Consider the following 22,938-nt stretch of genomic DNA (forward strand, 5'->3'; position numbering starts at 1 on the left):
GCGCAAGAGAAACGTGATAGAAACGTATATGCATAGCGATACGGCCCTGCCTGTGTAATATCCGGCCCATGGCCGGAGCCCGCGGTGAGCCGTGAATCCGCAGGTGCGGCCATCCGTGCATTGCGCGAGTCGCGTGACTGGTCCCTAGCTGAGCTCGCCGCCGTGACCGGCGTCAGCATCATGGGATTGAGCTATCTGGAGCGCGGCGCCCGCAAGCCGCACAAAACGACAGTTCAGAAGGTCGAAAACGGTCTGGGCCTGCCGCCGGGCACCTACTCGCGGTTGTTGGTGGCCGCCGATCCGGATGCCGAGCTAGCCCGACTGATCGCCGCGCAGCCCCCGGAAAAGATGTCACCGCCACGGGCCGGGGCGGTGGTCGTCGACCGCCACAGCGACACCGAAGTGCTGGAAGGCTATGCCGAAGCGCAACTCGACGCCCTCAAATCCGTCATCGATCGACTGCCGGCGACGACATCAAACGAATATGAGACGTATATTCTGTCTGTGATCGCGCAGTGCGTGAAGGCAGAGATGCTGGCCGCCAGCTCATGGCGGGTGGCCGTGAACGCCGGCGCCGACTCGACCGACCGGCTGATGGCACACCTGAAAGCTCTCGAGGAAACCCGCAGCGCGCTGCTGAAGAGAATGCCGACCAGCTTGAGCGCGCGGTTCGACCGGGCGTGTGCGCAGTCATCGCTGCCGGACGCGATCATCGCGTCGTTGCTCGGTGTGAGCAGCGACGACATATGGGACATCCGCAACCGAGGGGTGATCCCCGCGGGGGTACTCCCCCGCGTTCGCGCATTCGCCGACACGGTGGAGTCGACGGGCCGCGACGGCACGGATCAGGACAGCGGCGAGGGGGACCGATGACCGAAAGCGACCTCGAGGCTTTGGACCGCGCTCATCAGCTATTCGCCGGGAGTTCTCGGCAGCCGGTGCTCGACGCGCCCTATCGCGGCCTGCCAAGCCGAAACCCGACGCTGAACACCGTTGCGGGTCATGACAACTACCAGTCCTTGGTAAGCCGTAGCCACCAAGTGCTGCTGTCCGCTGCGCGCACCGATGCGGCGGCCGCGGGCATCATGACCGGCGCTCACCGGGATCGGGCCGACGCCCGTGAGCTGACCAAAAACGTCCTCGATGAGGCCCGCGCCGATGCCGCGGTCGCCCCGACCACGCCGATGGCCCAGCGCGAGGCCATGCGCCGTCGGGTAGCGAGGCTTCGCGCGCAGCGGGCACACGTGTTGACCGCCCGGTTGCGTGCGCGACGGCATGCGGCGGCGCTGCGGGCACTGCGCTATCGAATGCTGCACCATCGCGGTCCCCGATTGGCCGGCCTGCGGCTGCCGTCGGCGAGCAGTCGTGCCGGAATCGCGGTGCGCGCGGCGTTATCCCGACTGGGCCGTCCCTATGTCTGGGGCGCTACAGGCCCGGATCAGTTCGACTGTTCCGGGCTGGTCCAGTGGTCCTATGCGCGGGCGGGTATCCACCTGGACCGCACCACCTATCAACAGATCAACGACGGGATCCCGGTTCCCCGTTCGCAAGTCAGGCCCGGCGACCTCGTGTTTCCGCACGCCGGCCATGTGCAGATGGCGATCGGCAACAATCTCGTCGTCGAGGCGCCCTATTCGGGTGCCTCGGTGCGGATCAGCCAGCTGGGCAGCAACGTCGCGATTCGCCGGCCGATAGGTTGACCGTATGTCGGAACAAACCGGTCCTGCCATAGCCGCCATCCAGGCGCGGCAATCGGCCTTGGCGACCCGGCACGACAGGGTCGCCGAGGCCGACCGTGCGCTGACGGATCTGCTTGCCAGCGCGCATGCCACGACGCGGGAGAGCATCAGACGTCTGGACGCGATCGCCGACGAGATCGAGCGCGCCGTTCCGCGTCACAACAGCCTTGCCGTCGATACGCCGATGGGCGCGCGGGAGTTTCAGAGGTTTCTGGTTGCCAAACAGCGTGAGATCGCGGCGGTCGTCGCCGACGCGCGCGAGCTCGACCGAGCGAAAACGGCTGTGCTGGAAAGCCTGCGAGGAGTGTACGGTGTTTCGGCGGGCTAGCCCGATGCCTGGGGAGGGTTCATCCACAGCCGCATCGTGGTGAATTGTCGATAGCTGGGGGTCTCAGTACTGTCACCCGGCATGGAGGGGTCGCGACACCGCCCGCATTGGGGCGCAGCGCCGTTCGGCTAGCCGATGTCGACGTATGACGAGCTGCTGGCCACGGTGAAGGTCGTGCGCGACCGCACCGGCGATCCGAACGCGTGGCAGACCGGACTGACGCCGACGGAACTGGCCGCGGTGATCACCCCCACAACACGTCCAGACCAACTCGCGGTGATCTTGGCCAAGATCCGCCAACAACATCCGAACCTGTTCGGCGCTACGCCGGCCGATCCGCGCCGAGCGACGGACCCACCGCAGGGAGATCGAGAGCAGGGCGCCGCGGCCGAAGCCATCGCGGGTGCCGAAGCCGCACTGGCACACCAGAATTCGGCGAGCTCTCAGTTAGACTTGCAGGTAATTTCGGCCATCATGAATGCCCACCTGAAGACCGTCGAAGGCGCAGAAGCACTGAACTCGCTGCAACGCGAGACCGAGGCCGCGGTGCGCACCCGATCGGACTTGGACACTCCGGCGGGAGCACGCGACTTCCAGCGCTTCCTGATCGGCAAGCTCCGAGACATCCGCGCGGTGGTCATGAACGCCAGCCTGGACGACACGTCGAAGTCGGCGTTGATGGCCGCGTGGACATCGCTGTACGACGCCTCCAAGAGCGGACCGAGTGCTGTTGGTGAGAATCGGCCGGCCTCGGTGGCGCCGGTTGCCGCACCCGCGCGGCAGCCAGACCCTCCCGACGCCGGAGCGGATCCACTGCTGGATTCGTTGCTGGCCGACGATCCCGGCCTGCTGGCCGGGGACTCGGGTCCGACTCCGGCCGAGAGTGCGCCGGCCCCCGCGGCGCCGTCGCTACCGGGCATTCCCAATATCGGTCTGGGACCGATGCCCGGTCCGGGTTCGATGGCCGGTTGGGGTCCGCCGGGCGGCCTACCGCTTCCCGGGCGCCAAGAAGGCAGCGAGCCCGATCCCGCATTCAATCGTCTGGACGACGAGGCCCGCGCCGCGGACGCCGCCGAGCATGAATCCGACGATGCCGACAAACACAAAGACGACCACGGCGAGGACGTGCCAGCGGCCGAAACGCCGCCGGCGGGTCCGACCACGGTGACGCTGCCCGACGGTGAAACCGTGACGGCTGCCAGCCCGCAACTCGCGGCGGCCGTTGAGGCCGCGGTCGGCGGCGCGTCGATCCCGGATGCGTTCCATCAGCAGGGGATCACCATTCCCGCGCCGGGAACCGCGGTCGCCGATCCGGTCGATCCGGTCCGGGTCGCACCGGGAGATATCGGGATCTTCACCGATCGCCACGCGTTGGGCCTCGGCCACAGCAAGGCTCTTCTCGATGGCCAGATTCAGCACATCGCCTCCGTAAGCGGCCCGAGCTTTCTAGGCTGGGAGCATCCGCCGGCCGCGGCGATCGCGACCGCGCCAGCCAGGACCGACGCACCGACACCGACCCGGCCGGCGGCCACGCCGAGCAGCGGACAATAGTGAACTCGCCGGCTCGGCCGGCGCCGCAGGAACAGGAGTAAGCGGATGGCAGACCGAATCCATGTGGTGCCCCGGCACTTACGTGAAGCCGCTGCGCATCATCAGGAGACCTCCGACTACTTGCGCACCATTCCGTCGTCGCATGCCGCCATCCAGGAGAGCCTGGACTCACTGGGCCCCATCTTCGGTGAGCTTCGCGATGCCGGACGCGAATTGCTCGAACTCCGACGCCAGTGCTACGAGCAACAGGCAGACGACCACGCCGATATGGCGCACAACTTGACCGTGTCGGCGACGACCTGGGATCAGCATGAACAAGAGGCCGCCGGCGAACTCGGCCGCATCGTCGATGGCGGTCGATGACCGACGCCAACCCCGCTTTCGACACCGTTCACCCGAGTGGGCACATCCTGGTCCGCTCGTGCCGCGGCGGGTACATGCACAGCGTTGCGCTGAGCGAAGAGGCGATGGATACCGACGCCGCGATCCTGGCCCAGGGCATCCTGTTGACCGCGGATGTGTCGTGGCTCAAGGCGTTGCTAGAAGTTCGCGATGAGATCGTGGCGGCCGGACACACTCCGTCAGCGGAGGTCCCGACTCCCAACGACCTCGATGCGGCGATCGAGAAGCTGCTGGCGCACAAGCTGCGCCGCCGCGACAGCGCCGACTAGCGCGCCGTGTTTAGATCAGCCAGGCCTTGGCGGCGTCAGGATCCGGGGCGATATCGGTAGGCGGCTCGATGGGATTGGCGCCAAACAACTCTCGCGCGCGGCCGAGCAGAGCGCGTACCTCGTCAAGTTGCTGCTGCAGCGCAGAATCAGCCATGGCCTCACGCTACCGAGCCCGCCAGAGCCGCACAATTCACCTTTGGTAATGAGCGTTCCGCCGCTATCGGTAGTCTGTGCCGGTGGCGATCTTCGGTCGAAAGACGGCGCGCCAGCGCCTTCGGAGAGCTACCCGGGAATCATTGACGATGCCGGCCTTCAGCTCTCCTGTCGATTGCACCCCATGGGTGATCGGTGGGCTATGGCCTGCCGAGCTGTCGACGGCGACCGACGAAACTGCCACTCTCGCAGAGTATCTCGAGAAAGACCTGCAGCGAATCGCCAGTAGTGCCAACAACCAGCTGAGGATGATCAAGCGAGCGGGACTCACCGATACGGGCCGGCGCGCGGCGGAGGCCCGAGTCATCGGCGAAGCTCGCGCCCGCGCTGCGCGGCGGGTCGAATCGACGATGCGCCAACTGGACATGATGAAGGCGCAGATGCACGCGCGGCGGCAAACCGCGCAGGTCGCCCGCCGTTTCAGCAGGGCCGATCTAGACAAGACACAAGTCATCCCCGCGGTCCCGACGACCGAACCCGATGTCGTCGAGGCGACGAGCGACGAGACTCAAGTCCTTCCCACCATCGCGCCGGTAGAAGCCGACCGCAGTGATCGCGACCTCGATCAGACGCAAGTCATCCCTGCCGTCACGGCAGAATCCGTCGTCGACGAGCCCGACGACGCGCAGGGCCGGCATCGGGCCCCCTCCGCGGAGGACACCGTGGTTGCCGTTCCCGCCGAATCGGAAGCCCCGACGGCCGCGGTCGACGCCGAATCAGAGACCGAACAATTGCAGAAGCCGTCCGTGGTGGAGGAGCCTGCCGCTACCGCGGCGGAGCCCGTCGTCGATGTCCCGGTCGAGGACGACGACGAGCTCGAAGCGTCGCCGGGCCGGCATTGGGCCGAGGGTGACGATGCGGCAGTGGAGGCCGTTAGCGAGCCAGAACGCGAGCCTGAGCCCGAGGCAGAACCGGAGCCAGCGCCGGAGCTTGAGGCAGAGCCCGAACCCGAACCCGAACCCGAACCCGACGAGGCTCCGCCGGCCGCCGTCGACGTCGAATCCGCTACCGAACGACTGCACCGGCTGCTGGCGTTCGTGGTACGCCAAGAACCCAGGTTGAACTGGGCAGTCGGTGACCTCGCGGACGGCACGACGTTGTTGGTCACCGATCTTGCTCACGGCTGGATTCCGTCGGGCATCATGCTGCCGGTGGGCGTGCGATTGTTGGCGCCCGGACGCCGCCGAGGCAAGGCCTCGGCGCTGTTGGGCGAGGCGACCCGGACCGCGACCTACACTCCCGGCGATCCGGTCGGTCGGCCGGCAGACTTCGCCGAGACGGAATCCACGGCGGCACCCCGCGAACTGCCGCCGGTCGAAGATCTGGGATGGGAGCTGGGTCGAGTCACGCACTGGCGCGACGGACTACCGCGGTTGGTGCACACCCTGGCGAAAGCCGCCACCGCGGGAACGGGTGTCGTGGAAGAGGAGGCCGACCTGCTGCGTGTGCATCTCGAAACCGCCCGCTATCAGCTACTGAACCAGTATCCGGATCTCGAGCCCGCACTATTGCTCAATTGCCTGCTGCTGGCCGCGACCGAAAGTAGCGTTGCCGGCGACGCGACGTCGGCGAACTATCACCTGGCGTGGTTCCAGAAACTCGACGAGCCGCCGGCCAGCCAATGGACCGCGGAGTCCTGACGACACCACCGGCCGCCGTTGCCGATGCTCGATCGCCCTCGCGGGGGCTCCTCGCGGCAAAACACGTCATTGCGCTGACCGACCTCCCCCTCGAGCGCAACATCTTTGGCGGCGGATCGGTAGCTGAGCGCATTGTCGTGGTGGTCACCGCGTCAGCGCTCACCCGGCAATCGCCTACTGAACCGGATCAGCAGGTACCAACGAACTCCGAAAATAGCCACCGGGCGCGGTCGCCATCATCCGTGATGAATCGGGATTGTCGGCAGAAGTGCGCGGTCAATCCTCGCTGTCCAGCCAGCCCCAGTCACTTCCCAAATTGTGAATTGACGCTGGTTGGAGGGGTCGATGATACTGACAGAGTGTCGAGGTCGGGCGGTCGCAACGAAGAGAGCGACCTGAAAGACCGAGATCTCGTCGAAGCGGTTCTCCGTGAATTGAGCGAGGCGGCCGACAAGTGGGAAGCCCTTGTCGCGCAAGCCGAGACTGTCACCTACAGCGTGGACTTGGGAGATATTCGCGCCGTGACAAATTCCGACGGCAAGTTGGTCGAGTTGACGCTGCACCCGGGCGTGATGACCGGCTACGCCCACGCAGAGCTGGCTGACAGGTTGAACCTCGCGATCGCGGCAATTCGCGAAGAGGCAGAAGCCGACAACCGGGCCAGGTACGGCGGCGAGCTGCACTGATGTCGGTGTCGATGCAGCGGGCCTGCGTCGACCGCCGAAAGGAGAATGATCGTGCCACTCAATCTGTCCAACCGGGATCAGAATTCAGGGCACCTGTTCTACAACCGGCGGCTGCGGGCCGCGATCACCCGGTTCTCGGTCCGGATGAAGCACGACGACCGCAAACAGCAAGCGGCGGTGGCCCTGTCGATCGTGCTCGTTCTCATCGGCATCGGTTGGATGGCGCTACTTCATTTCATGAAGCCCTCAGGGTTGGTCGGCCAGTCGTCGATCATCGGGGACCGTGACACCGGCGCGGTCTACGCGAAGATCAACGGGCGGCTCTACCCCGCGCTCAACTTGACCTCGGCGAGGCTGGCGGTCGGCAGCGCCGGGGCTCCGACCTGGGTCAGAGCCAGCGAGATCGCCAAGTACCCGACCGGCCCGATCATCGGAATTCCGGGTGCGCCGGACAGCTTGCCGATCACGGCGAGTTCCGAATCGGCTTGGTCGGTATGCGACACGGCTGCCGCCCGCGGCAGTGGAACCGCGCCGGTCGTGACCTCCATCGCGGGTCAGCTCTCCCCCATCGGCCGGTCGGAGCCGATGCGGCCGAAGCAGGCCATCCTGGCAACCCACAAGGGCGCGACATACGTCATCTGGCGAGGGCAACGTTCCCGAATTGACCCGGCGGATCGGTCGGTCACATTCAATCTTGGCCTCGACCCCGGTGTGACGTACCCGATCGAAATCTCCAACGCCCTGTTCGATGCGATGCCGTCAACGGAACCCCTTGTCCTGCCTGCCATTCCGGGGCGCGGGACGCCATCGAAGTGGCTGCCAGGTTCAATTGTGGGCAGCGTGTTGGAAACCCGCGACGCAAGCGGCACGGTCAACGGCTTCTATGTGCTGCTACCGGACGGCGTCCAGAAGATCACCAGCTTCGTCGCGGATCTGTTGCGGACCGCTGATTCGGAGGGCTCGACTACTCCCACTCTGGTCGCCCCGGACAAGTTGATTCAAATTCCGGTGGTCGACGTGCTCGATGTCGACTACTACCCATCGGAGAAACTGGAATTCATTGATACGTCGGCAAATCCCGTGAGCTGCGTGGGCTGGGAGAAGCAGGCGGGCGACCCACAGGCCCGGATCACGGTCTTCTCCGGCCGGGGCTTGCCCGTTTCGATCGGGATGGATTCCCGGGTGGTCCGCCTGGTTCGCGACGACCGCGACCCCAATTCAGCTGAGGCGCAACAGACATTGGTACTGCCGGGGGCGGCGAACTTCGTGACGACAACCAGCGGCGTCGCGACGGCCGATAGCCGGGAGAGCTTGTATTGGATTTCACCGCAAGGCGTTCGATATGGGGTGCAATCCGATCACGCCACCTTGCAGGCACTCGGTCTGGATCCGCGGCTGGCGGTGCAGGCGCCTTGGCCGATCGTGCGTACCTTCGCAGCCGGGCCTGCGATCGGTCGCGACGCTGCCCTGGTGGCGCGCGACGCCGTCACCGGAGGCGGCTCCGTGGCACCGATTCCCGATCTCAATGAACTGGCAGGCGGGGGCTGATCACCGATGTCCAAACGAGGTTTCGTCCGCGGCAGCCGCAGGCCGGCGCCGAACGTTCCGCCGGTGCGAATCGCGGTCGCCGCGCCGCTGGCATTGCCTGAGCGCGAGCCCCGCAACATCCTGCTGATGATCGCGGTGCCCGCGCTGCTCGTCGGAATCATCGGCACCCTGGTGGTGATGTACGCGTCGGGGATTCGATCGCTGCAGTCGGGCTTCTTCCCGATGATCGGCCTGGTCGGGTTCGGCACGCTGATGTTCAGCGGGCGCTTCGGGCGCGGGCGCCGGATCAGTTGGGGCGAGCAAGAGAAACAGCGCCGTACCTACCTGCGCCAGCTCGACGAGGACCGCGACGAAGTGCAACGCGCGGCCCAGGAACAGCGACGCAGCCAGCTTTTCGTGCACGGCGATCCGCAGCAGCTGGACACCATCATCGGTGGGCCGCGGATGTGGGAACGGCGACCTGCGGACCCGGACTTCCTCGACGTCCGCCTGGGGATCGGCATCCAGCAGGCCAGTGAATCCGCGGTGTCGCTGCAGTGGCCCGACGTTCCGATCGGCGAGGAACTCGAGCCCGTAACCGGGGGTGCGCTCAGGGATTTCATCCTCGAGCAGAGCAAAATCCGCGGGATCGGCAAGGTCCTGAGCCTGCGGTCGAAACCCGGCTTCAGCTTCATCGGCGACGATCCGAGCGAATTGCACAGCCTTGCCCGTTCGATCCTGTGCTCGTTGGCCGTCTACCACAGCTCCAGCGATCTCAAGGTCATGGTGGTGACCCGCCATCCCGAGTTGTGGTCGTGGCTGGTGTGGCTGCCGCACAACCAGCATGACGAGATGTTCGACGCATGCGGGCTGCGCAGATTGATTTTCACCTCCCCCAACGATCTGGAAGAGGCGCTCGACGCCGAACTGCATCGCAAGGGTCGGGGGCCATGGACGCCGCCGGTCGGCATGAGCCCGACGTCTATGCCGTCGCCGATCGAGTCCAGCATCGGCCTGGCGCTGGGACCACACTGGGTGATCGTCGACGACAACGTCGGCACCCCTGAGCAATGGGAGGGTGTAACCGGGCAGAAGGGCATGGCTGGCATCACGGTGTTGCGGCTTGCCACCCGCGCCGGACTGGGCGTCGGATTCGCCGATGAGAGTGAGCGTTTCACTCTGCGCGAAGGCAGACTCAGGCATCGAGGCACGTTCTACGCCGTGGCGGACATGCTCGCCGAGAGCACCGCCAACCGGTACGCGAGAGCGCTCGCCCGCTGGGCTCCGATGAGCGCGGGCGACCTCTCGGAGACCGACAGTCAGGGCGGCGAACTCCTGCGCGCGCTGGGCATCAGCGATCCCCGGGAACTGGATGTCGACAGACTCTGGGGCGAGAGCCGCGGCCGCGGCGACCACAAATGGGCGATGATGCCCGTGGGCGTCAAGCAGGGCGGTGAGCTGCAGCAGATTATTCTGCGCGCCAAAGACTTTGGCGGCTTCGGGTTTCACTCGGTCGTGATCGGAACATCCGGTTCCGGCAAGTCGGAGTATTTCCTGTCGTTGTGCACCGGTATTGCGCTGACGCACTCGCCCGAGACGTTCATCGTGATCTTCGTCGACATGAAATTCGAATCGGCGGCTCAGGACCTGCAGGGATTCCCGCACGTCGCGGGATCGCTGTCCAACTTGGGTAAGGACGACCGGCATCTGGCCGAGCGGATGCGCAAGGCAGTCAACGGCGAGATTGCAAGGCGTTACCGGCTTTTCAATGCAGCCGGGGCACGTGACGCGAACGAGTATGAAGAGATGCGACTCGCCGGGCGAGACCTGGAACCGGTACCGATTCTCCTGGTGATCATCGACGAATACCTCGAGTTGTTCATCCATCACCCGGAGTGGATCGATCTGGTCATCCACATCGGCCAAGAGGGCCGCGGCTGTAACGTCTTCTTTACCCTCGGTGGCCAGCGGCTGGATCTTTCGTCGCTCAGTAAGGTCAAGAGCAACATCGCTTTTCGGGTAGCACTGCGCGCCGAGACAGCGGAGGACTCCCGCGATGTGATCGGGAGTGACGCGGCACTGCATCTTCCGTCGAAGGAGAACGGATACGCGCTACTCAAGGTGGGGCCACGCGACCTAGAGCAGTTTCGGTGCTTCTACGTGTCCGCCCCGTTCGTGGTGCCGAAACGGGTAGTCAACGTGAACAAGACGGTGGCTATGAGCTTTTCGCAGCCGCGGGCATTCACCTGGGCCTACCAACCGCTCAGCGAAGCGGACAGCGAAGCGCTGGCCGTCGCCGATGAACCCGAAGAGCCCGACGAGTTCCTGTTCCACTCCGACGGTTTCCGGAAGAAGAAGCTGGTCGACGTGATCCGCGAGTCGCTGATGGCGCACAGCGCGCGTCCGCCCCACCAAATTTGGTTGCCGCCTTTGGAAGTCAGCGAGCCGATGGATGTGCTGGTGGCCAGCTGGCGACGCAAGCCCTGGTACGTCGACTACGGCGACAACCCGGGCTTGGTTTTCCCCGTCGGAGTCGTCGACATCCCCGAAGACCACACTCAGCGTGTGCACGCCATCGACGCCGAGATGGACAACATCATGGTGGTGGCGACGGCCCAGCGCGGCAAATCAACGACCCTCATGTCGTTGATCACCTCGGCGGCGTTGATGTACCGGCCCGAGCGGGTCACGTTCTTCTGCATCGGTGCTTCGCTGTACCCGGTCGAAGATCTGCCGCACGTCGTATCCGTGGTCAGCCAAACCGACAACGAGGGCGTGTCGCGGACCGTCGCGTCGATCGAGGGCTTGATCCTGGCCCGAGAGGCGTCGTTCAAGCAGTATCAAATCGACATCTCCGAATTCCGGGAACGACGGTTCGGGACCGAGCGGGAAGGCGGCACCGATCCCGCCGACAAGTTCGGTGATGTCTTTCTCGTCGTCGACAACTTCAGCGACCTGTACGAAAAGGATGTCGCGACGGGCGACCGGCTGGTCACCGTCGCCCGCCAGGGCCTGTCTTACGGGGTGCATGTCGCCACCACTGCCACGGCATGGCTGGTGGGGCAAAAGCAGGCACTGGTCAATGTGTCCAACGCGCGGATTCAACTGCGGCTGAGCAATCCGGACGAAACCCAGATGGGAGAAGGCCTGGAGCGCCGAAAGGCCGCCCGCAATACTTTGGATCGGCCCGGGTTCGGTGTTACCCGGGAGGGTCACGAGCTGTTGATCGGTCTGCCGGAGATCACGTCGGCCACCGGCGAACGAGTGCCGACGCGTCAGCTCGGCGCGGTCATTGCCGAGGTGACCGGTGTCGGCAGGTTGGAGAAGTTGGCGCGACTGCCCGAACGGATTCAGCTCGCCCAGATCATCGCCGCGTTCGCGGACACCGATGTGGCGGCGGACCCGTTCAACATCCCCTTCGCCATCGGCGAAAGCGCTTTGCAGCCAACATATTTGCCGAGTGGAGCGGTGCCCAGCATGCTGGTGCTGGGCCGGCAGTTGTGCGGTAAGACGACGACGCTGGCCGCCTTCGGGCAGGCGGTCATGAGCCGGTTTGGTCCCGAGCAGGCGCAGATCACCATCATCGATCCCAAGACTTCTCTCATCGGCAAAATTCGCGGACCGCACGTGCGCGCGTACGCCTATACCGCCGACGATATCGACGCGGTGATCGAGGAATTGGCGGCGATCATGCGCGATCGTCTTCCGCCCTCGGGCCTGAGCCAAGAAGAGTTGCTGAGCCGCAGCACGTGGGAAGGCCCGCACCATTTTCTGCTGATCGACGACGAGCAGGAACTCCGTCAACACGGTGCGATCGGCAGGGCCGCCGCGAGCGCGCCATTGTGGGGATTGATCGAACGCAGTCGCGAGATAGGCCTGCACGTGATTGCCTCGCGCCTGCCCGGAAACTGGGCGGGGATCTCCATTACGAATCCGTTCCTGCAAAAGATGACCAGTTCGCGGGCGCCCACCCTATTCATGGACAACGACCCGGCGACTGTGAAGGTCTTCGGCAGGGTAAGCGCGCAGCAACTTCCGCCCGGACGGGGCTTGCTCGTGACCACCGACGGGGCGATCGAAGGAGTGCTGGTAGGAGCCCCGGACTAAGGCCGATCTGAGGCAGTCGGCTGGTCTGCAGAAAAGGTGAATCGACACCTGCGGGCGTTCACCATAGAATCAGGCCATTCCGCGATCTTTCGTCGGACACAACTTGCCTGGTGGGGAGCCAGCCAAAGGGGGTATACCCCTGCGGGTGGGAGCCGGGCATTCAGATTATCGGAGGGCAAAATGAGTGGACTATTTGAAATGGCGCCGGACGCCGTTGATTTGTCGTCGGTAACCGAAGGGGCGATCAGTCAGGAGATGGCGGCTACCACCGCGGCCGGCGCGGCGGCGCTGACCGGTGTGTTGCCGATGGCGCCGGATGCCGATTCGGTGGAATTCGCCGCCGCGCTGAACGCTGCCGGCGGGGCCTACCTGGCGACCGCCTCCGAGCACGCCGGGCAGCGGACGGCCTTCTCGGGTGCACAGGGTCTGGCGTCTGCCACCGGCGTCATGACGGACGCATTGAACGCGGCCGCGAGCGCGTTCTAACCGATCATGCCCGATCCCAGGTGGACAGGTCCTCCCGAGATCGTCGCCCAGATCTTCGAGGCCGGCAATCCGGCATCGGTGCTCGCGAATAACGCGGTGTGGGTCACCGAGACCACGAGTAACGAACTGTCGGCCGGCCTCTCCAGCGTCAACGCGCTGGCCACGGCCGCGCACTGGCAGGGTGTGGGTGCGGTTGCCTCGATGGTGACGTCGACCGGCCTCAATGCGGGTTTGCAGACACTGGTGGGCTGGACCGCGTCGAAAATCGGTGTCACCACGGCGGCGGTCGAGGCCTTCATGATCGCGAGGTCCTCGGTCGTCCCGTCGGTGGTGTCGACGACTAACCGCGTCGAGTGGAAAGCATTGCTCGACACCAACTTCTTCGGTCAAAACACTCCCTTTATCGGGGAGCGGGACGGGGAGTACTACGGCCACCACTGGCCGACTAATTCGAGCATTGGATGGGCGTACTCCAGTGCGCTGGCCGCGCTCGTCGCCGCGCTGGCTGTTCCCCCGCCCCTCGCCCCCATGGGGGCTTCCCCCGCCGCACCTGCGGCAGCGGCGTCGGCGGTGGGTCAGGCGGCCGCGCAGGCCGGCATGAATGGGGCGGCGCAGGTAGGTAGCCAGGCGACGCAAGGTGCGGGGCAGGCAGCGTCCGCACCCGCCGAGGGCGGCAGCCAGCTCAGTTCCCTCATGGAGCAGCCGCTGCAGATGATTTCCGGCGTAACCGGGCAGCTGCAGCAGGTCGTTAAGGCGCCGATGGATGCGATCCAGGGGATGGCCAGCATGCCGCAGGGCCTGCTCCAGTCGATGACGAGCGCGTTTTCGTCGGCCGGCGCCGGCAATGCCGGAGCGGCTGGTGCTGCCGCCGAGCCCGCGATGCTGGCCGGGGCGACCGGTCCCCTTAGCGGCGTGGGTGGCGGCGGCGGCGTGGGTGGCGGCGGTGGCTTCCCGGGCGCCGGCCTGACCAGCTACACGCGCCCCACCAGTAGTTTCGAGCCGGAGACGGGCGGGCGGCCGACCAGCCTGCGCGCCGGCGTGCTCAATGCGGCCGAGCTACGCGGCCCCACCTCTGCGACCAGTTCCGGCGCGGGCGGCTCGCCGATGCCCATGTCGCCGGCCGGCATGCTGGGGCAAGGCAAAGAAGGCCAGGCCGACAAGGACGTCACCCGAGCTCGTGTCGTCGTCGGCGGCGATCGGACCGACCAGACGTAGCGGCGGGTTCTCCCCGCGCTGATCGCCCGGGCTTGGGTGGCGGGGCCCGGCTCTCTTCGCGCTACGCGCTCATCGCCCGGGCTTGGGTAGGAGGGGCCCGGCTCTCTTCGCGCTACGCGCTCATCGCCCGGGCTTGGGTAGGAGGGGCCCGGCTCTCTTCGCGCTACGCGCTCATCGCCCGGGCCCGGGCGGGCCGGCGAAGGCTTGCGCGATCTCCAGCCAGCGCTGCGCGTCGGCTCCGTGCGCGGTGATGTCGAGGGCGCTCAACGGCCGTCGCTGCGTGACCAGGAAGCAGAAGTCCTCGGCGGCGCCCGTGACCCGCTGGGTCGCATCGCCCGGACCCCAGGACCAGGTGTCGCCGCCGGGTGCGCGCAGCTCGACCAGAAACGGCTCGGCCGGCGGAACCAACTCGTTGACCACGAACGCGTAATCGCGGGTGCGGACGCCCAGATGGGCGATGGAATGCAGTCGCTCGGTCGGCGCCCGCTTGACGCCGAGCGCGTCGGCGACGTCCAACCCGTGCGCCCAGGTCTCCATCAATCGCGCGGTGGCCATCGACGCCGGGCTCATCGGCGGCCCGAACCACGGCAACTTCCGACCCTCGTCCACCGTGCGCAGCGCGTCGTGCAACCGCGCCCGGGTGGCCCGCCAATCGGCCAGCAGTTCGGGTGGTGCCGTGACCGCCAGCTCCGCTGCGCCCGCGTCGACAAAGCCGGTGGGGTCTTGCATCGCCTCGCCCAGCACCTCGGCGAACCCCGGCTCGTCGGTGGCCGACAGCAGGGCGACCCGATCGGTCCACAGCAGGTGCGCGATTTGGTGTGCGACCGTCCAGCCGGGTGAAGGCGTCGGGTCGGCCCAGCGTGCCGCGGCGAGCGGCGCCACGAGTGCGTCGAGGTCATCGCTTTCGGCGCGCAGGTCGGCCACCATCGGTCCGGGATCCGCCATCTTGGCCTCCTTAGCGACTGGTCACCGGCTGGCCGCGCCGGCCGACGACACCGTGCACGGCGAGCCCGGCCAGGTAGAGCGCCGAGCCGAACACCACGAACATGGGTGCGTGCCCGTCGGCGGGGATCAACACCGCGGCCACCGTGATCGCGACGATGAACGACACCCAGAACAGCGCATCCTGCACCGCGAACACGTGGCCGCGCAGCGCGTCGTCGACGTCGAGCTGCATCGCCGAGTCCGCGCACAGCTTGATCATCTGGCCGGTCACACCCAGGAAGAAGCTGCACGCCACCATGACCGGCAGCGTCAGCCCCACACCCGCCAGCTCGATCAGCGCGGCCGCGGCCAAGGCACCGTTCACCGCGGCGTAGCGGCCCCAACGGCGCACCGCGGGTGGGGTCAGCAGGGTGGCCAGGAAGGACCCGAGCCCCGAGGCGGCGAAGAACACCAGCGCGATCCCCAGGCCGCCGAACGCGGGGTTGTGCGTGTGATGCGCCAGCAGCAGGATCACCAGCGAGTTGATGCCCACCACCATTCGGTGCGAAGCCAACCCGGACAGGGCGGCAGCGACCGTCGGCGTGGACACCACGGTTCGCGCACCGTGCAGCCACCCGGTGATGACCGCATAGATAACCGATCCGTGGACCGCGCGTTTGGTGTCGTCGGGCCCCAGCACGCGGGGGCCGAACCGCAGGGACAGCAGCAACGCGAGCGACACGGGAATCAGCGCCATGAAGATGATGACTGACGCGCCCCGGTCGCTACCGCCGACGAACCACCTGGGTATCAGCATGAAGTTGGCGCCAAAGAAGGCCGCGATGGCGCCGGAAGCGGTGGCGAGCGCATTCATAGTCACCACCTGTTCGCGCGGCACCACGTGGGGCAGTGACGCCGACAGTCCCGAGGCCACGAATCGCGAACAACCGTTAAAGAGCAACGCCCCCAGCAGCAGCGGCATCTCGCCGGCGCGCACCGCGAGAATCGTGCCGATGACCAGGATCAGCGCCAGGCGGCACAGGTTGGCGCCGACCAGGACCCACCGCCGGTCCCAGCGGTCCATCAGCGCACCGGCGAACGGTCCGAGCAGCGAATAGGGCAAGAACAGCACCGCGAATGCGAACGCGATCGACAAGGGGTCGGCTGCCCGGTCCGGATTGAACAGCAGCGCGCCGGCCACCGTCGCCTGGAAGAGCCCATCACCGAACTGGCTCGCCATGCGCAGCTGAATAACCCGCCGTAGATCCGGCAGAGCGTGCACCGCCTGCCAGAGTTCGAAGGGTGCGCGCGATCGCATCCGGGTTTGGAACACAGCACCGACTTCCACGATTTGGGCTGGACAAAGGTCGTCGCACGCGACGCCGCTGTAATAACAGTACAAATGTTTGATGGCGGCGTTTGTTTGTGCCGAGCGATGCTACGGGAATGCGATGATGGACTGATGCCGCACCCTGAAGATCCCGACGACTACATAGCACCCGCTGCTCAGCGGGTGCGTGCGGGTACTTTGCTGCTGGCCAATACCGACCTTCTCGAACCGACGTTTCGACGCAGCGTCATTTACATCGTCGAGCACAACGATGGCGGCACGCTGGGCGTGGTGCTCAACCGGTCCAGCGAGACCGCGGTCTACAACGTGTTGCCGCAGTGGGCCAAGCTCGCCGCCAAGCCGAAGACGATGTTCATCGGAGGGCCGGTGAAGCGCGACGCGGCCCTGTGCCTGGCGGCGCTGCGGATCGGCGCCGATCCGCAGGGTGTGCCGGGCTTGCGACACGTGTCGGGGCGGATCGTGATGGTCGACCTCGACGCCGAGCCCGATCTGATTGCACCGCTGATCGAAGGCGTCCGAATCTACGCGGGGTATTCGGGCTGGACCATCGGTCAGCTCGAAGGCGAGATCGAGCGCGATGATTGGATTGTTTTGTCGGCGTTGCCATCTGACGTTCTCGTCGGGACGAAGGAAGACCTGTGGGGACAGGTCCTGCGCCGGCAGCCGCTGCCGCTGTCGTTGCTGGCCACCCACCCGATCGACGTCAGCCGAAACTAGGCCTGCTCCCCCACCTCCGACGGCGCCGACTGCGCCGACGTTTCGTCCGCCTCGCGTGCGAGCCTGCTGGCGATCACGGCGCACACCACCAGTTGGATCTGGTGGAAGAGCATCAGCGGCAACATGGTCAGGCCCACGGTGGCGGCCGGGAAGAACACCAGCGCCATCGGCAGTCCGGACGCCAGGCTTTTCTTCGACCCGCAGAACAGCAGCACAATCGCGTCGCCGCGGTCCAGCCGCGCCAGTCGGCCGATCACCGTGGTGACGGCCAGGACGACGGCCAGCATCGCCGCCGCAACCAACGAGACCAGGATCAATCTCGACACGTCGACACTGGCCCAGATGCCTTCCACCACGCCCATCGAGAACGCCGTGTACACAACCAGCAGGATGGATCCTCGATCGACGACCTTGAGCACGGCCGCATAGCGGCCGACCAAACCCGCGATCCATGGCCGCGCCAGCTGGCCGGCGGCGAACGGCAGCAAAAGCTGCAGCACGATGTCGCGGATCGAACTACCGTCCACGCGCACCGCGCCGCTGGTGTTCATCAGCAGCACCACCAGCACGGGGGTCAGCACTATGCCGAGGAGGTTCGACAGCGACGCACTAACGATGGCGGCCGAAACATGGCCCCGCGCAATCGAAGTAAATGCGATCGAGGACTGCACGGTCGACGGGACAAGGCACAGGAACAGCACGCCGTTGTAGAGGTCGATCGTCAGGACAGAGGGCACCAACGCACGAGCAGCAAGACCGAGCAGCGGGAACAGCACGAACGTCGCGGCCAGCACGAGCAGGTGTAAACGCCATTGCCGGATGCCGTGCCAGGCCTGCTGTGGCGACAATCGGGCGCCGTACAGGAAGAACAGCAGCGCGATCGCGGACTTCGCGGCGATCGACGCGGCGTCGGCGGCGTCGCCGTGGGCGGGCAGGACGGCAGCGAGCGCCACGGTCCCGGCGAGCGCCAGCAAAAATGGATCGAGGATCGTCGAGAAGCGCTTCAGCATGGCGGCCTATCGCACGACGGCGGGTGGGTGGGGTTGCCTCAGTGGCAGGACCGCGTGCAAGCGGCGCAGTCGCCTGCGCAGCTGGGTGCCGCGGCTTCCCGGAGCAGCGCGAACCGTGCGCTCTGCCACGAGCCGGCGGCCAGCGTGCCGAGGGCACCGGCCACGCAGACGATCAGCACCACGAAGGCGGTGTGCGCGGATGCGGCCAGTGCCACTACACCGCCGGCGGTCAGCATCACCGCGGCCGCCAACTGTGTGGGCGCCATGGCGCGCAGCGCGACCTGGGTGGCGTCGACGGTGTGGTGGTGAGTGAGTGACCACGTTCCGAACCCGGCGGAAGCCACCGCCGCTAACACGCACACCACCCCGGCGATCAACATGGGCTCACAATACGAGCCCGGCTATGGATCCGCGCGCCGGGCTCCACAGCGCTTGTGTCGGTGCCGAATTAGCGCCCGAGGTTACTGAAGTTCGGCAGCGGCGGCAGCCCCGGCACGAGGGCGAATATGTTGGGTGCGGGTTGCGGGGAGGGGAGCTGGTTCGGCACGGCCATCTGCGCGGGCAGTCGGGTCGGCGCGCCGGCGGCCGCCGGTGCGGGAACCGCGGCGGGAGCGGTAGCGGGTGCCTGTGCGGGAACCGCGGCGGGAGCGGTAGCGGGTGCCTGTGCGGGAACCGCGGCGGGGGCGGGAGCGGTAGCCGGCGGCTGCGCCGGCAGCCCGACGGGCGCGGCAGCCGGTGACGGGGCGGGAGGGGCAGCGGGTGCCGGGGCGGGGGCCCCGGGTACGGCCACCCGGAACCCGTTGATGATGGCGTCGGTAGCGGGAGCGTCGCTGACCGCCACTGCACGATCGGTGGTCACCGAGAACGACACCAGGTACGTGTCGTGGCCGGACATGGCGAGGATGTGACGGCGCGAGGTGTTCAGCGTCATGTCGCCTTCGCGGTAGGTGCCCTCGATCACCGACGATGGGAAACCGTCGAAATCGGCCATCGAGGCGTTGGTGGACTGCCAGGCCAGCAGCTTCTGGCTGTCGACGTAGCCGTGCGAGATGGCTTCCTTGGGATCGAAGTTACCGACCAGCTTGTACACCACTACCTGCGCGTTTGATGTGTAGACGCTGCTGCCTTGCCGGTCGGCGATCACCGCGAACGCATCGGGCACATTGGGGTCTGGCACCTGAGTCCAGCGTGCGGGCACCGGCAGCGTGATGTCGAGCGCCTTGAAGGTCTGCGGCTTCTGCGGCTCCAGCTTGACGCCCTTGGATTGGAAGTAATCGCGCAGCGTCCCGGAGGCCGCCGGAGTAACGGTCTGCGGCGTCGCCGTCGGTGCAACCGCGGCGGCGTTAGGCGCCGCAGCAGGTGCTGCCGGAGTAACCGCCTGCGGCATCGGCGCGGTCGCAGCGCTGTTGGGCGCCGCGGGTGCCGAAGCGAGGCTGGGCGGCGCGAACGGATTCGCGGCCGGCGGCGTGGGGACGAACCGATTGCTGTTCGCCGTGCTCGGAGCCGGGATGTATTGCTGCGCCGGCACCGGAACGATAGGACCCGGTGGCACCGGAACCAGAGGATCGGCCGAAGCCGTGGCACCCGAAAATAGGGCGAACCCGATCACACTGGCGGTGAAACCGCCGGCAATTATGTGCCACGGGGCGGCGATCTGAGTCATCTCTGTCGGTCCTTCCGAATGGCTGGTCCACCAGCATCCGCACGTATAGAGGCTGACTGTAACCACAGGTCAAACGCACTGGACAGGGCCGAAACAGAGCTGGGATGAACCCCTGATCTCTGCGCAACGCAACCTTTACCAACCTGTGGCCGGCGGCCCCGTCAAGACCGTCCTTATACGCTGTTCACGTGACCCAATCGCCGACCGCCTCGTCTCGGAGCGACCCTGCGGGCGCCCAGACCGAGTCCGACGCGCCGCCGTACCGCTACACCGCGGAGCTCGCCGGCCGTATCGAGGGCATCTGGCAGGACAACTGGGCGAGGCTCGGCACATTCCATGTGCCCAACCCGGTCGGGTCATTGGCGCCGACGGACGGCACGGATGTCTTGAAGGCGCCCGGCTCCAAGCTGTTCGTGCAGGACATGTTTCCGTATCCGTCGGGCGACGGGCTGCACGTCGGACATCCCCTGGGCTACATCGCGACCGACGTGTACGCCCGTTACTTTCGGATGATCGGCCGTAATGTCCTGCACGCCTTAGGTTTCGATGCTTTCGGGCTACCCGCCGAGCAATACGCGGTGCAGACCGGCACCCATCCGCGCACCAGGACCGAGGCCAACATCGTCAACTTCCGTCGGCAGCTGGGCCGGCTGGGCCTCGGGCACGACAGTCGGCGAACCTTCTCGACCACCGATGTCGAGTTCTACAAGTGGACGCAGTGGATTTTCCTGCAGATCTACAACGCGTGGTTTGACACCGCGGCCGGCAAGGCCCGACCAATCGCCGAGCTGATCGCCGAATTCGATTCCGGTGCCCGCCATCTCGACGATGGCCGGGACTGGGCGACGTTGTCGGCGGGGGAGCGCGCCGATGTGATCGATAGCCGCCGATTGGTATACCGGGCGGACTCGATGGTGAACTGGTGCCCGGGACTGGGCACGGTGCTGGCCAACGAAGAGGTGACCTCCGACGGGCGCAGTGATCGCGGCAACTTCCCGGTATTCCGGAAACGGTTGCGGCAGTGGATGATGCGCATCACCGCCTACTCTGACCGGCTGCTCGACGACCTCGACCTGCTGGACTGGCCGGACAAGATCAAGGCCATGCAGCGCAACTGGATTGGCCGGTCCACCGGTGCCGAGGCGTTGTTCTCGGCGACCACGACGCGCGGCGACCTCGTCGATATCGAGGTATTCACGACACGCCCCGACACCCTGTTCGGCGCCACTTATCTGGTGCTGGCTCCCGAGCACGACCTGGTGGACGATCTGGTCGCCACGGCCTGGCCCGACGGCGTCGACTCCCGGTGGACGTACGGAGCCGCCACACCCGGGGAAGCCGTCGCGGCCTACCGGCGCGCGATCGGAGCGAAGTCAGACCTCGAGCGTCAAGAGAGCAAGGAGAAGACCGGCGTCTTCCTGGGTAGCTACGCGACCAATCCGGCCAACGGTAAGCCGGTGCCGATCTTCATCGCCGACTACGTGCTGGCCGGGTACGGCACCGGGGCGATCATGGCGGTGCCCGGCCACGACCAGCGAGACTGGGATTTTGCCAACGCGCTCCAGCTGCCAATCGTGGAAGTCATCGCTGGTGGCGACATTTCGAAGTCGGCGTATGCGGGTGACGGCGTTCTGGTGAACTCCGGGTACCTCGACGGCATGGATGTGGCGGTGGCCAAAGAAGCGATCACCACGCGCCTGGAGTCTGAGGGCCGCGGCCGGGCGCGCGTCGAATTCAAGTTGCGTGACTGGCTTTTTGCGCGCCAGCGGTATTGGGGCGAGCCGTTCCCGATCGTCTACGACAGCGACGGCCGCCCACATGCGTTGAACGAGGCTGCGCTTCCGGTCGAACTCCCCGACATCCCGGACTATTCGCCGGTGCTGTTCGACCCCGACGACGCCGGCAGCGAGCCGTCGCCGCCGCTGGGCAAGGCAACCGACTGGGTGCACGTCGAGCTGGATCTGGGCGACGGCTTGAAGCCCTACAGCCGCGACACCAATGTGATGCCGCAGTGGGCCGGCAGCTCGTGGTATGAGCTGCGCTACACCGATCCGCACAACTCAGAACGGTTCTGCGCCAAGGAAAACGAAGCGTACTGGATGGGCCCGCGGCCGGCCGAGCACGGCCCGCAGGATCCCGGTGGCGTCGACCTCTACGTCGGGGGAGCCGAGCACGCGGTACTGCACCTGCTGTATGCGAGGTTTTGGCACAAGGTCCTCTACGACCTGGGCCACGTGAGTTCGCGGGAGCCGTACCGCAGGCTGGTGAATCAGGGCTACATTCAGGCGTTCGCCTATACCGATGCCCGCGGGTCATATGTGGCGGCCGACCAGGTGATCGAACGGGACAACGGATTCTTCTACCCGGGACCCGACGGCGAGATCGAGGTCTTTCAGGAATTCGGCAAAATCGGTAAGAGCCTGAAGAATTCGATCTCACCCGAGACGATCTGCGACGACTACGGTGCGGACACCCTGCGGGTGTACGAAATGTCGATGGGCCCGCTGGAGGCCTCGCGGCCCTGGGCGACCAAGGACGTCATCGGCGCGCACCGCTTTTTGCAGCGAGTGTGGCGGCTGGTGGTCGACGAGAGCACTGGCGAATCCCGGGTCGTCGATGGGCACGAGCAGTTGGACACCGAGACTCTGCGCGCGTTGCATCGCACCGCGGAGGGTGTTGCGGAAGACTATGCGGCCCTGCGGAATAACACCGCCGCGGCTAAGCTGATCGAGTACACCAACCACCTCACCAAGGCTCATCGCGACGCGGTGCCCCGGGCGGCGGTCGAGCCGCTGGTTCTGATGCTTGCCCCGCTGGCCCCGCATATGGCCGAGGAGCTGTGGTCGCGGTTGGGACACACCACCTCATTGGCGCACGGTCCATTCCCGGAAGCCGACCCCGCTTATCTTGTCGACGACACCGTCGAGTACCCCGTGCAGGTCAACGGCAAGGTGCGGGGACGGGTGGTGGTGGCCGCCAACGCCGACGACGACACGCTGAAAGCCGCCGCGCTGGGGGATGAAAAGGTTCAGGCGTTCCTGGCCGGAGCGACTCCCCGCAAGGTGATCGTGGTCGCCGGCCGGTTGGTCAACCTGGTCGTCTGAGCGGGA

The 22,938-nt window shown here is 66.3% G+C and carries 20 protein-coding genes and 1 pseudogene; 15 read left to right on the plus strand and 6 right to left on the minus strand.

The window, feature by feature from the left end; translation table 11 throughout:
• Window positions 1-84: 84 nt before the first annotated feature.
• The 6 genes from OK015_RS01605 to OK015_RS01630 all read left to right on the plus strand — a co-directional run bounded on the left by OK015_RS01605 (window position 85) and on the right by OK015_RS01630 (window position 4,289).
• Window positions 85-873, plus strand: a complete 789-nt coding sequence (locus OK015_RS01605; protein ID WP_268128732.1) for a helix-turn-helix domain-containing protein — start codon at window positions 85-87, stop codon at window positions 871-873.
• Window positions 870-1,700: a C40 family peptidase gene (locus OK015_RS01610; protein WP_268128733.1), complete on the plus strand. Its 831-nt coding sequence runs from the start codon at window positions 870-872 to the stop codon at window positions 1,698-1,700. The genes OK015_RS01605 and OK015_RS01610 overlap by 4 nt, the downstream gene beginning before the upstream one ends.
• Window positions 1,701-1,704: 4 nt before the next feature.
• Window positions 1,705-2,067: a DUF4226 domain-containing protein gene (locus OK015_RS01615; RefSeq protein WP_268128735.1), complete on the plus strand. Its 363-nt coding sequence runs from the start codon at window positions 1,705-1,707 to the stop codon at window positions 2,065-2,067.
• A gap of 135 nt (window positions 2,068-2,202) precedes the next feature.
• A complete protein-coding gene (locus OK015_RS01620; protein WP_268128737.1) occupies window positions 2,203-3,618 on the plus strand; it encodes a DUF4226 domain-containing protein in 1,416 nt (471 codons plus the stop codon).
• Window positions 3,619-3,663: 45 nt separating this feature from the next.
• Window positions 3,664-3,981 carry an ESX-1 secretion-associated protein gene (locus OK015_RS01625; protein ID WP_268128738.1) on the plus strand — a complete coding sequence of 106 codons (318 nt, stop codon included), beginning with the start codon at window positions 3,664-3,666 and terminating at the stop codon, window positions 3,979-3,981.
• Entirely contained in the window at window positions 3,978-4,289 is a 312-nt protein-coding gene (locus OK015_RS01630; RefSeq protein ID WP_268128739.1) for a DUF2694 family protein, read from the plus strand. Before OK015_RS01625 ends, OK015_RS01630 begins: the two co-directional genes overlap by 4 nt.
• A gap of 10 nt (window positions 4,290-4,299) precedes the next feature.
• Here OK015_RS01630 and OK015_RS01635 read toward each other — a convergent pair whose 3' ends face one another.
• Window positions 4,300-4,443, minus strand: a complete 144-nt coding sequence (locus OK015_RS01635; protein WP_268128740.1) for a hypothetical protein — start codon at window positions 4,441-4,443, stop codon at window positions 4,300-4,302.
• Window positions 4,444-4,525: 82 nt separating this feature from the next.
• Here OK015_RS01635 and OK015_RS29010 point away from each other — a divergent pair.
• From OK015_RS29010 to OK015_RS01665, 7 genes and pseudogenes are all read left to right on the plus strand, one after another.
• Window positions 4,526-4,865, plus strand: a pseudogene (locus OK015_RS29010) (hypothetical protein); the annotation flags it as partial.
• A gap of 17 nt (window positions 4,866-4,882) precedes the next feature.
• On the plus strand, window positions 4,883-6,142 hold the full coding sequence (locus tag OK015_RS01640; protein WP_326498537.1) for a DUF5631 domain-containing protein: 1,260 nt from the start codon (window positions 4,883-4,885) through the stop codon (window positions 6,140-6,142).
• A gap of 359 nt (window positions 6,143-6,501) precedes the next feature.
• On the plus strand, window positions 6,502-6,828 hold the full coding sequence (locus OK015_RS01645) for a DUF2710 family protein (RefSeq protein ID WP_268128743.1): 327 nt from the start codon (window positions 6,502-6,504) through the stop codon (window positions 6,826-6,828).
• Between the two features lie 51 nt (window positions 6,829-6,879).
• Window positions 6,880-8,376 carry a type VII secretion protein EccB gene (eccB, locus tag OK015_RS01650; protein WP_268128744.1) on the plus strand — a complete coding sequence of 499 codons (1,497 nt, stop codon included), beginning with the start codon at window positions 6,880-6,882 and terminating at the stop codon, window positions 8,374-8,376.
• Window positions 8,377-8,382: 6 nt separating this feature from the next.
• The gene (gene eccCa, locus OK015_RS01655; protein WP_268128746.1) at window positions 8,383-12,462 is read left to right on the plus strand and encodes a type VII secretion protein EccCa; all 4,080 of its coding nucleotides are present in this window, start codon (window positions 8,383-8,385) and stop codon (window positions 12,460-12,462) included.
• A gap of 180 nt (window positions 12,463-12,642) precedes the next feature.
• Window positions 12,643-12,948, plus strand: coding sequence for a PE family protein (locus tag OK015_RS01660; protein ID WP_268128748.1), 306 nt, complete (start codon window positions 12,643-12,645; stop codon window positions 12,946-12,948).
• 6 nt (window positions 12,949-12,954) lie between these two features.
• A complete protein-coding gene (locus OK015_RS01665) occupies window positions 12,955-14,163 on the plus strand; it encodes a PPE domain-containing protein (protein ID WP_268128750.1) in 1,209 nt (402 codons plus the stop codon).
• 171 nt (window positions 14,164-14,334) lie between these two features.
• Here OK015_RS01665 and OK015_RS01670 read toward each other — a convergent pair whose 3' ends face one another.
• Window positions 14,335-15,108: a TIGR03084 family metal-binding protein gene (locus OK015_RS01670; protein ID WP_268128752.1), complete on the minus strand. Its 774-nt coding sequence runs from the start codon at window positions 15,106-15,108 to the stop codon at window positions 14,335-14,337.
• A 10-nt stretch (window positions 15,109-15,118) separates the two neighbouring features.
• A complete protein-coding gene (locus OK015_RS01675) occupies window positions 15,119-16,405 on the minus strand; it encodes an MFS transporter (RefSeq protein WP_268128754.1) in 1,287 nt (428 codons plus the stop codon).
• Window positions 16,406-16,549: 144 nt separating this feature from the next.
• On the opposite strand from OK015_RS01675, the gene OK015_RS01680 reads away from it, so the two are divergent.
• Window positions 16,550-17,155 carry a YqgE/AlgH family protein gene (locus OK015_RS01680; protein ID WP_268128756.1) on the plus strand — a complete coding sequence of 202 codons (606 nt, stop codon included), beginning with the start codon at window positions 16,550-16,552 and terminating at the stop codon, window positions 17,153-17,155.
• On the opposite strand, the gene OK015_RS01685 is transcribed toward OK015_RS01680, so the two are convergent.
• From OK015_RS01685 to OK015_RS01695, 3 genes are all read right to left on the minus strand, one after another.
• Window positions 17,152-18,165, minus strand: coding sequence for a bile acid:sodium symporter family protein (locus OK015_RS01685; RefSeq protein ID WP_442791187.1), 1,014 nt, complete (start codon window positions 18,163-18,165; stop codon window positions 17,152-17,154). The two genes, OK015_RS01680 and OK015_RS01685, sit on opposite strands and share 4 nt — an antisense overlap.
• A 38-nt stretch (window positions 18,166-18,203) precedes the next feature.
• On the minus strand, window positions 18,204-18,545 hold the full coding sequence (locus OK015_RS01690) for a hypothetical protein (protein ID WP_268128758.1): 342 nt from the start codon (window positions 18,543-18,545) through the stop codon (window positions 18,204-18,206).
• A 68-nt stretch (window positions 18,546-18,613) separates the two neighbouring features.
• Window positions 18,614-19,828, minus strand: coding sequence for an LpqN/LpqT family lipoprotein (locus OK015_RS01695; RefSeq protein WP_268128760.1), 1,215 nt, complete (start codon window positions 19,826-19,828; stop codon window positions 18,614-18,616).
• Window positions 19,829-20,016: 188 nt separating this feature from the next.
• On the opposite strand from OK015_RS01695, the gene leuS reads away from it, so the two are divergent.
• Window positions 20,017-22,932, plus strand: a complete 2,916-nt coding sequence (leuS, locus tag OK015_RS01700) for a leucine--tRNA ligase (RefSeq protein ID WP_268128762.1) — start codon at window positions 20,017-20,019, stop codon at window positions 22,930-22,932.
• Window positions 22,933-22,938 lie beyond the last annotated feature (6 nt).

Origin of the sequence: Mycobacterium sp. Aquia_216 (genome assembly GCF_026723865.1) — a bacterium.
Taxonomy (GTDB): Bacteria; Actinomycetota; Actinomycetes; order Mycobacteriales; family Mycobacteriaceae; genus Mycobacterium.

Coding starts and splice junctions, on each gene's coding strand:
- OK015_RS01630 (WP_268128739.1), top strand. CDS start 3,978: ATGACCGACGCCAACCCCGCTTTCGACACCGTTCACCCGAGTGGGCAC.
- OK015_RS01695 (WP_268128760.1), bottom strand. CDS start 19,828: ATGACTCAGATCGCCGCCCCGTGGCACATAATTGCCGGCGGTTTCACC.
- OK015_RS01670 (WP_268128752.1), bottom strand. CDS start 15,108: ATGGCGGATCCCGGACCGATGGTGGCCGACCTGCGCGCCGAAAGCGAT.
- OK015_RS01640 (WP_326498537.1), top strand. CDS start 4,883: ATGCACGCGCGGCGGCAAACCGCGCAGGTCGCCCGCCGTTTCAGCAGG.
- OK015_RS01665 (WP_268128750.1), top strand. CDS start 12,955: ATGCCCGATCCCAGGTGGACAGGTCCTCCCGAGATCGTCGCCCAGATC.
- OK015_RS01685 (WP_442791187.1), bottom strand. CDS start 18,165: ATGCTGAAGCGCTTCTCGACGATCCTCGATCCATTTTTGCTGGCGCTC.
- OK015_RS01675 (WP_268128754.1), bottom strand. CDS start 16,405: ATGCGATCGCGCGCACCCTTCGAACTCTGGCAGGCGGTGCACGCTCTG.
- OK015_RS01635 (WP_268128740.1), bottom strand. CDS start 4,443: ATGGCTGATTCTGCGCTGCAGCAGCAACTTGACGAGGTACGCGCTCTG.
- OK015_RS01680 (WP_268128756.1), top strand. CDS start 16,550: ATGCCGCACCCTGAAGATCCCGACGACTACATAGCACCCGCTGCTCAG.
- OK015_RS01620 (WP_268128737.1), top strand. CDS start 2,203: ATGTCGACGTATGACGAGCTGCTGGCCACGGTGAAGGTCGTGCGCGAC.
- OK015_RS01610 (WP_268128733.1), top strand. CDS start 870: ATGACCGAAAGCGACCTCGAGGCTTTGGACCGCGCTCATCAGCTATTC.
- OK015_RS01660 (WP_268128748.1), top strand. CDS start 12,643: ATGAGTGGACTATTTGAAATGGCGCCGGACGCCGTTGATTTGTCGTCG.
- OK015_RS01625 (WP_268128738.1), top strand. CDS start 3,664: ATGGCAGACCGAATCCATGTGGTGCCCCGGCACTTACGTGAAGCCGCT.
- OK015_RS01690 (WP_268128758.1), bottom strand. CDS start 18,545: ATGTTGATCGCCGGGGTGGTGTGCGTGTTAGCGGCGGTGGCTTCCGCC.
- eccCa (WP_268128746.1), top strand. CDS start 8,383: ATGTCCAAACGAGGTTTCGTCCGCGGCAGCCGCAGGCCGGCGCCGAAC.
- OK015_RS01615 (WP_268128735.1), top strand. CDS start 1,705: ATGTCGGAACAAACCGGTCCTGCCATAGCCGCCATCCAGGCGCGGCAA.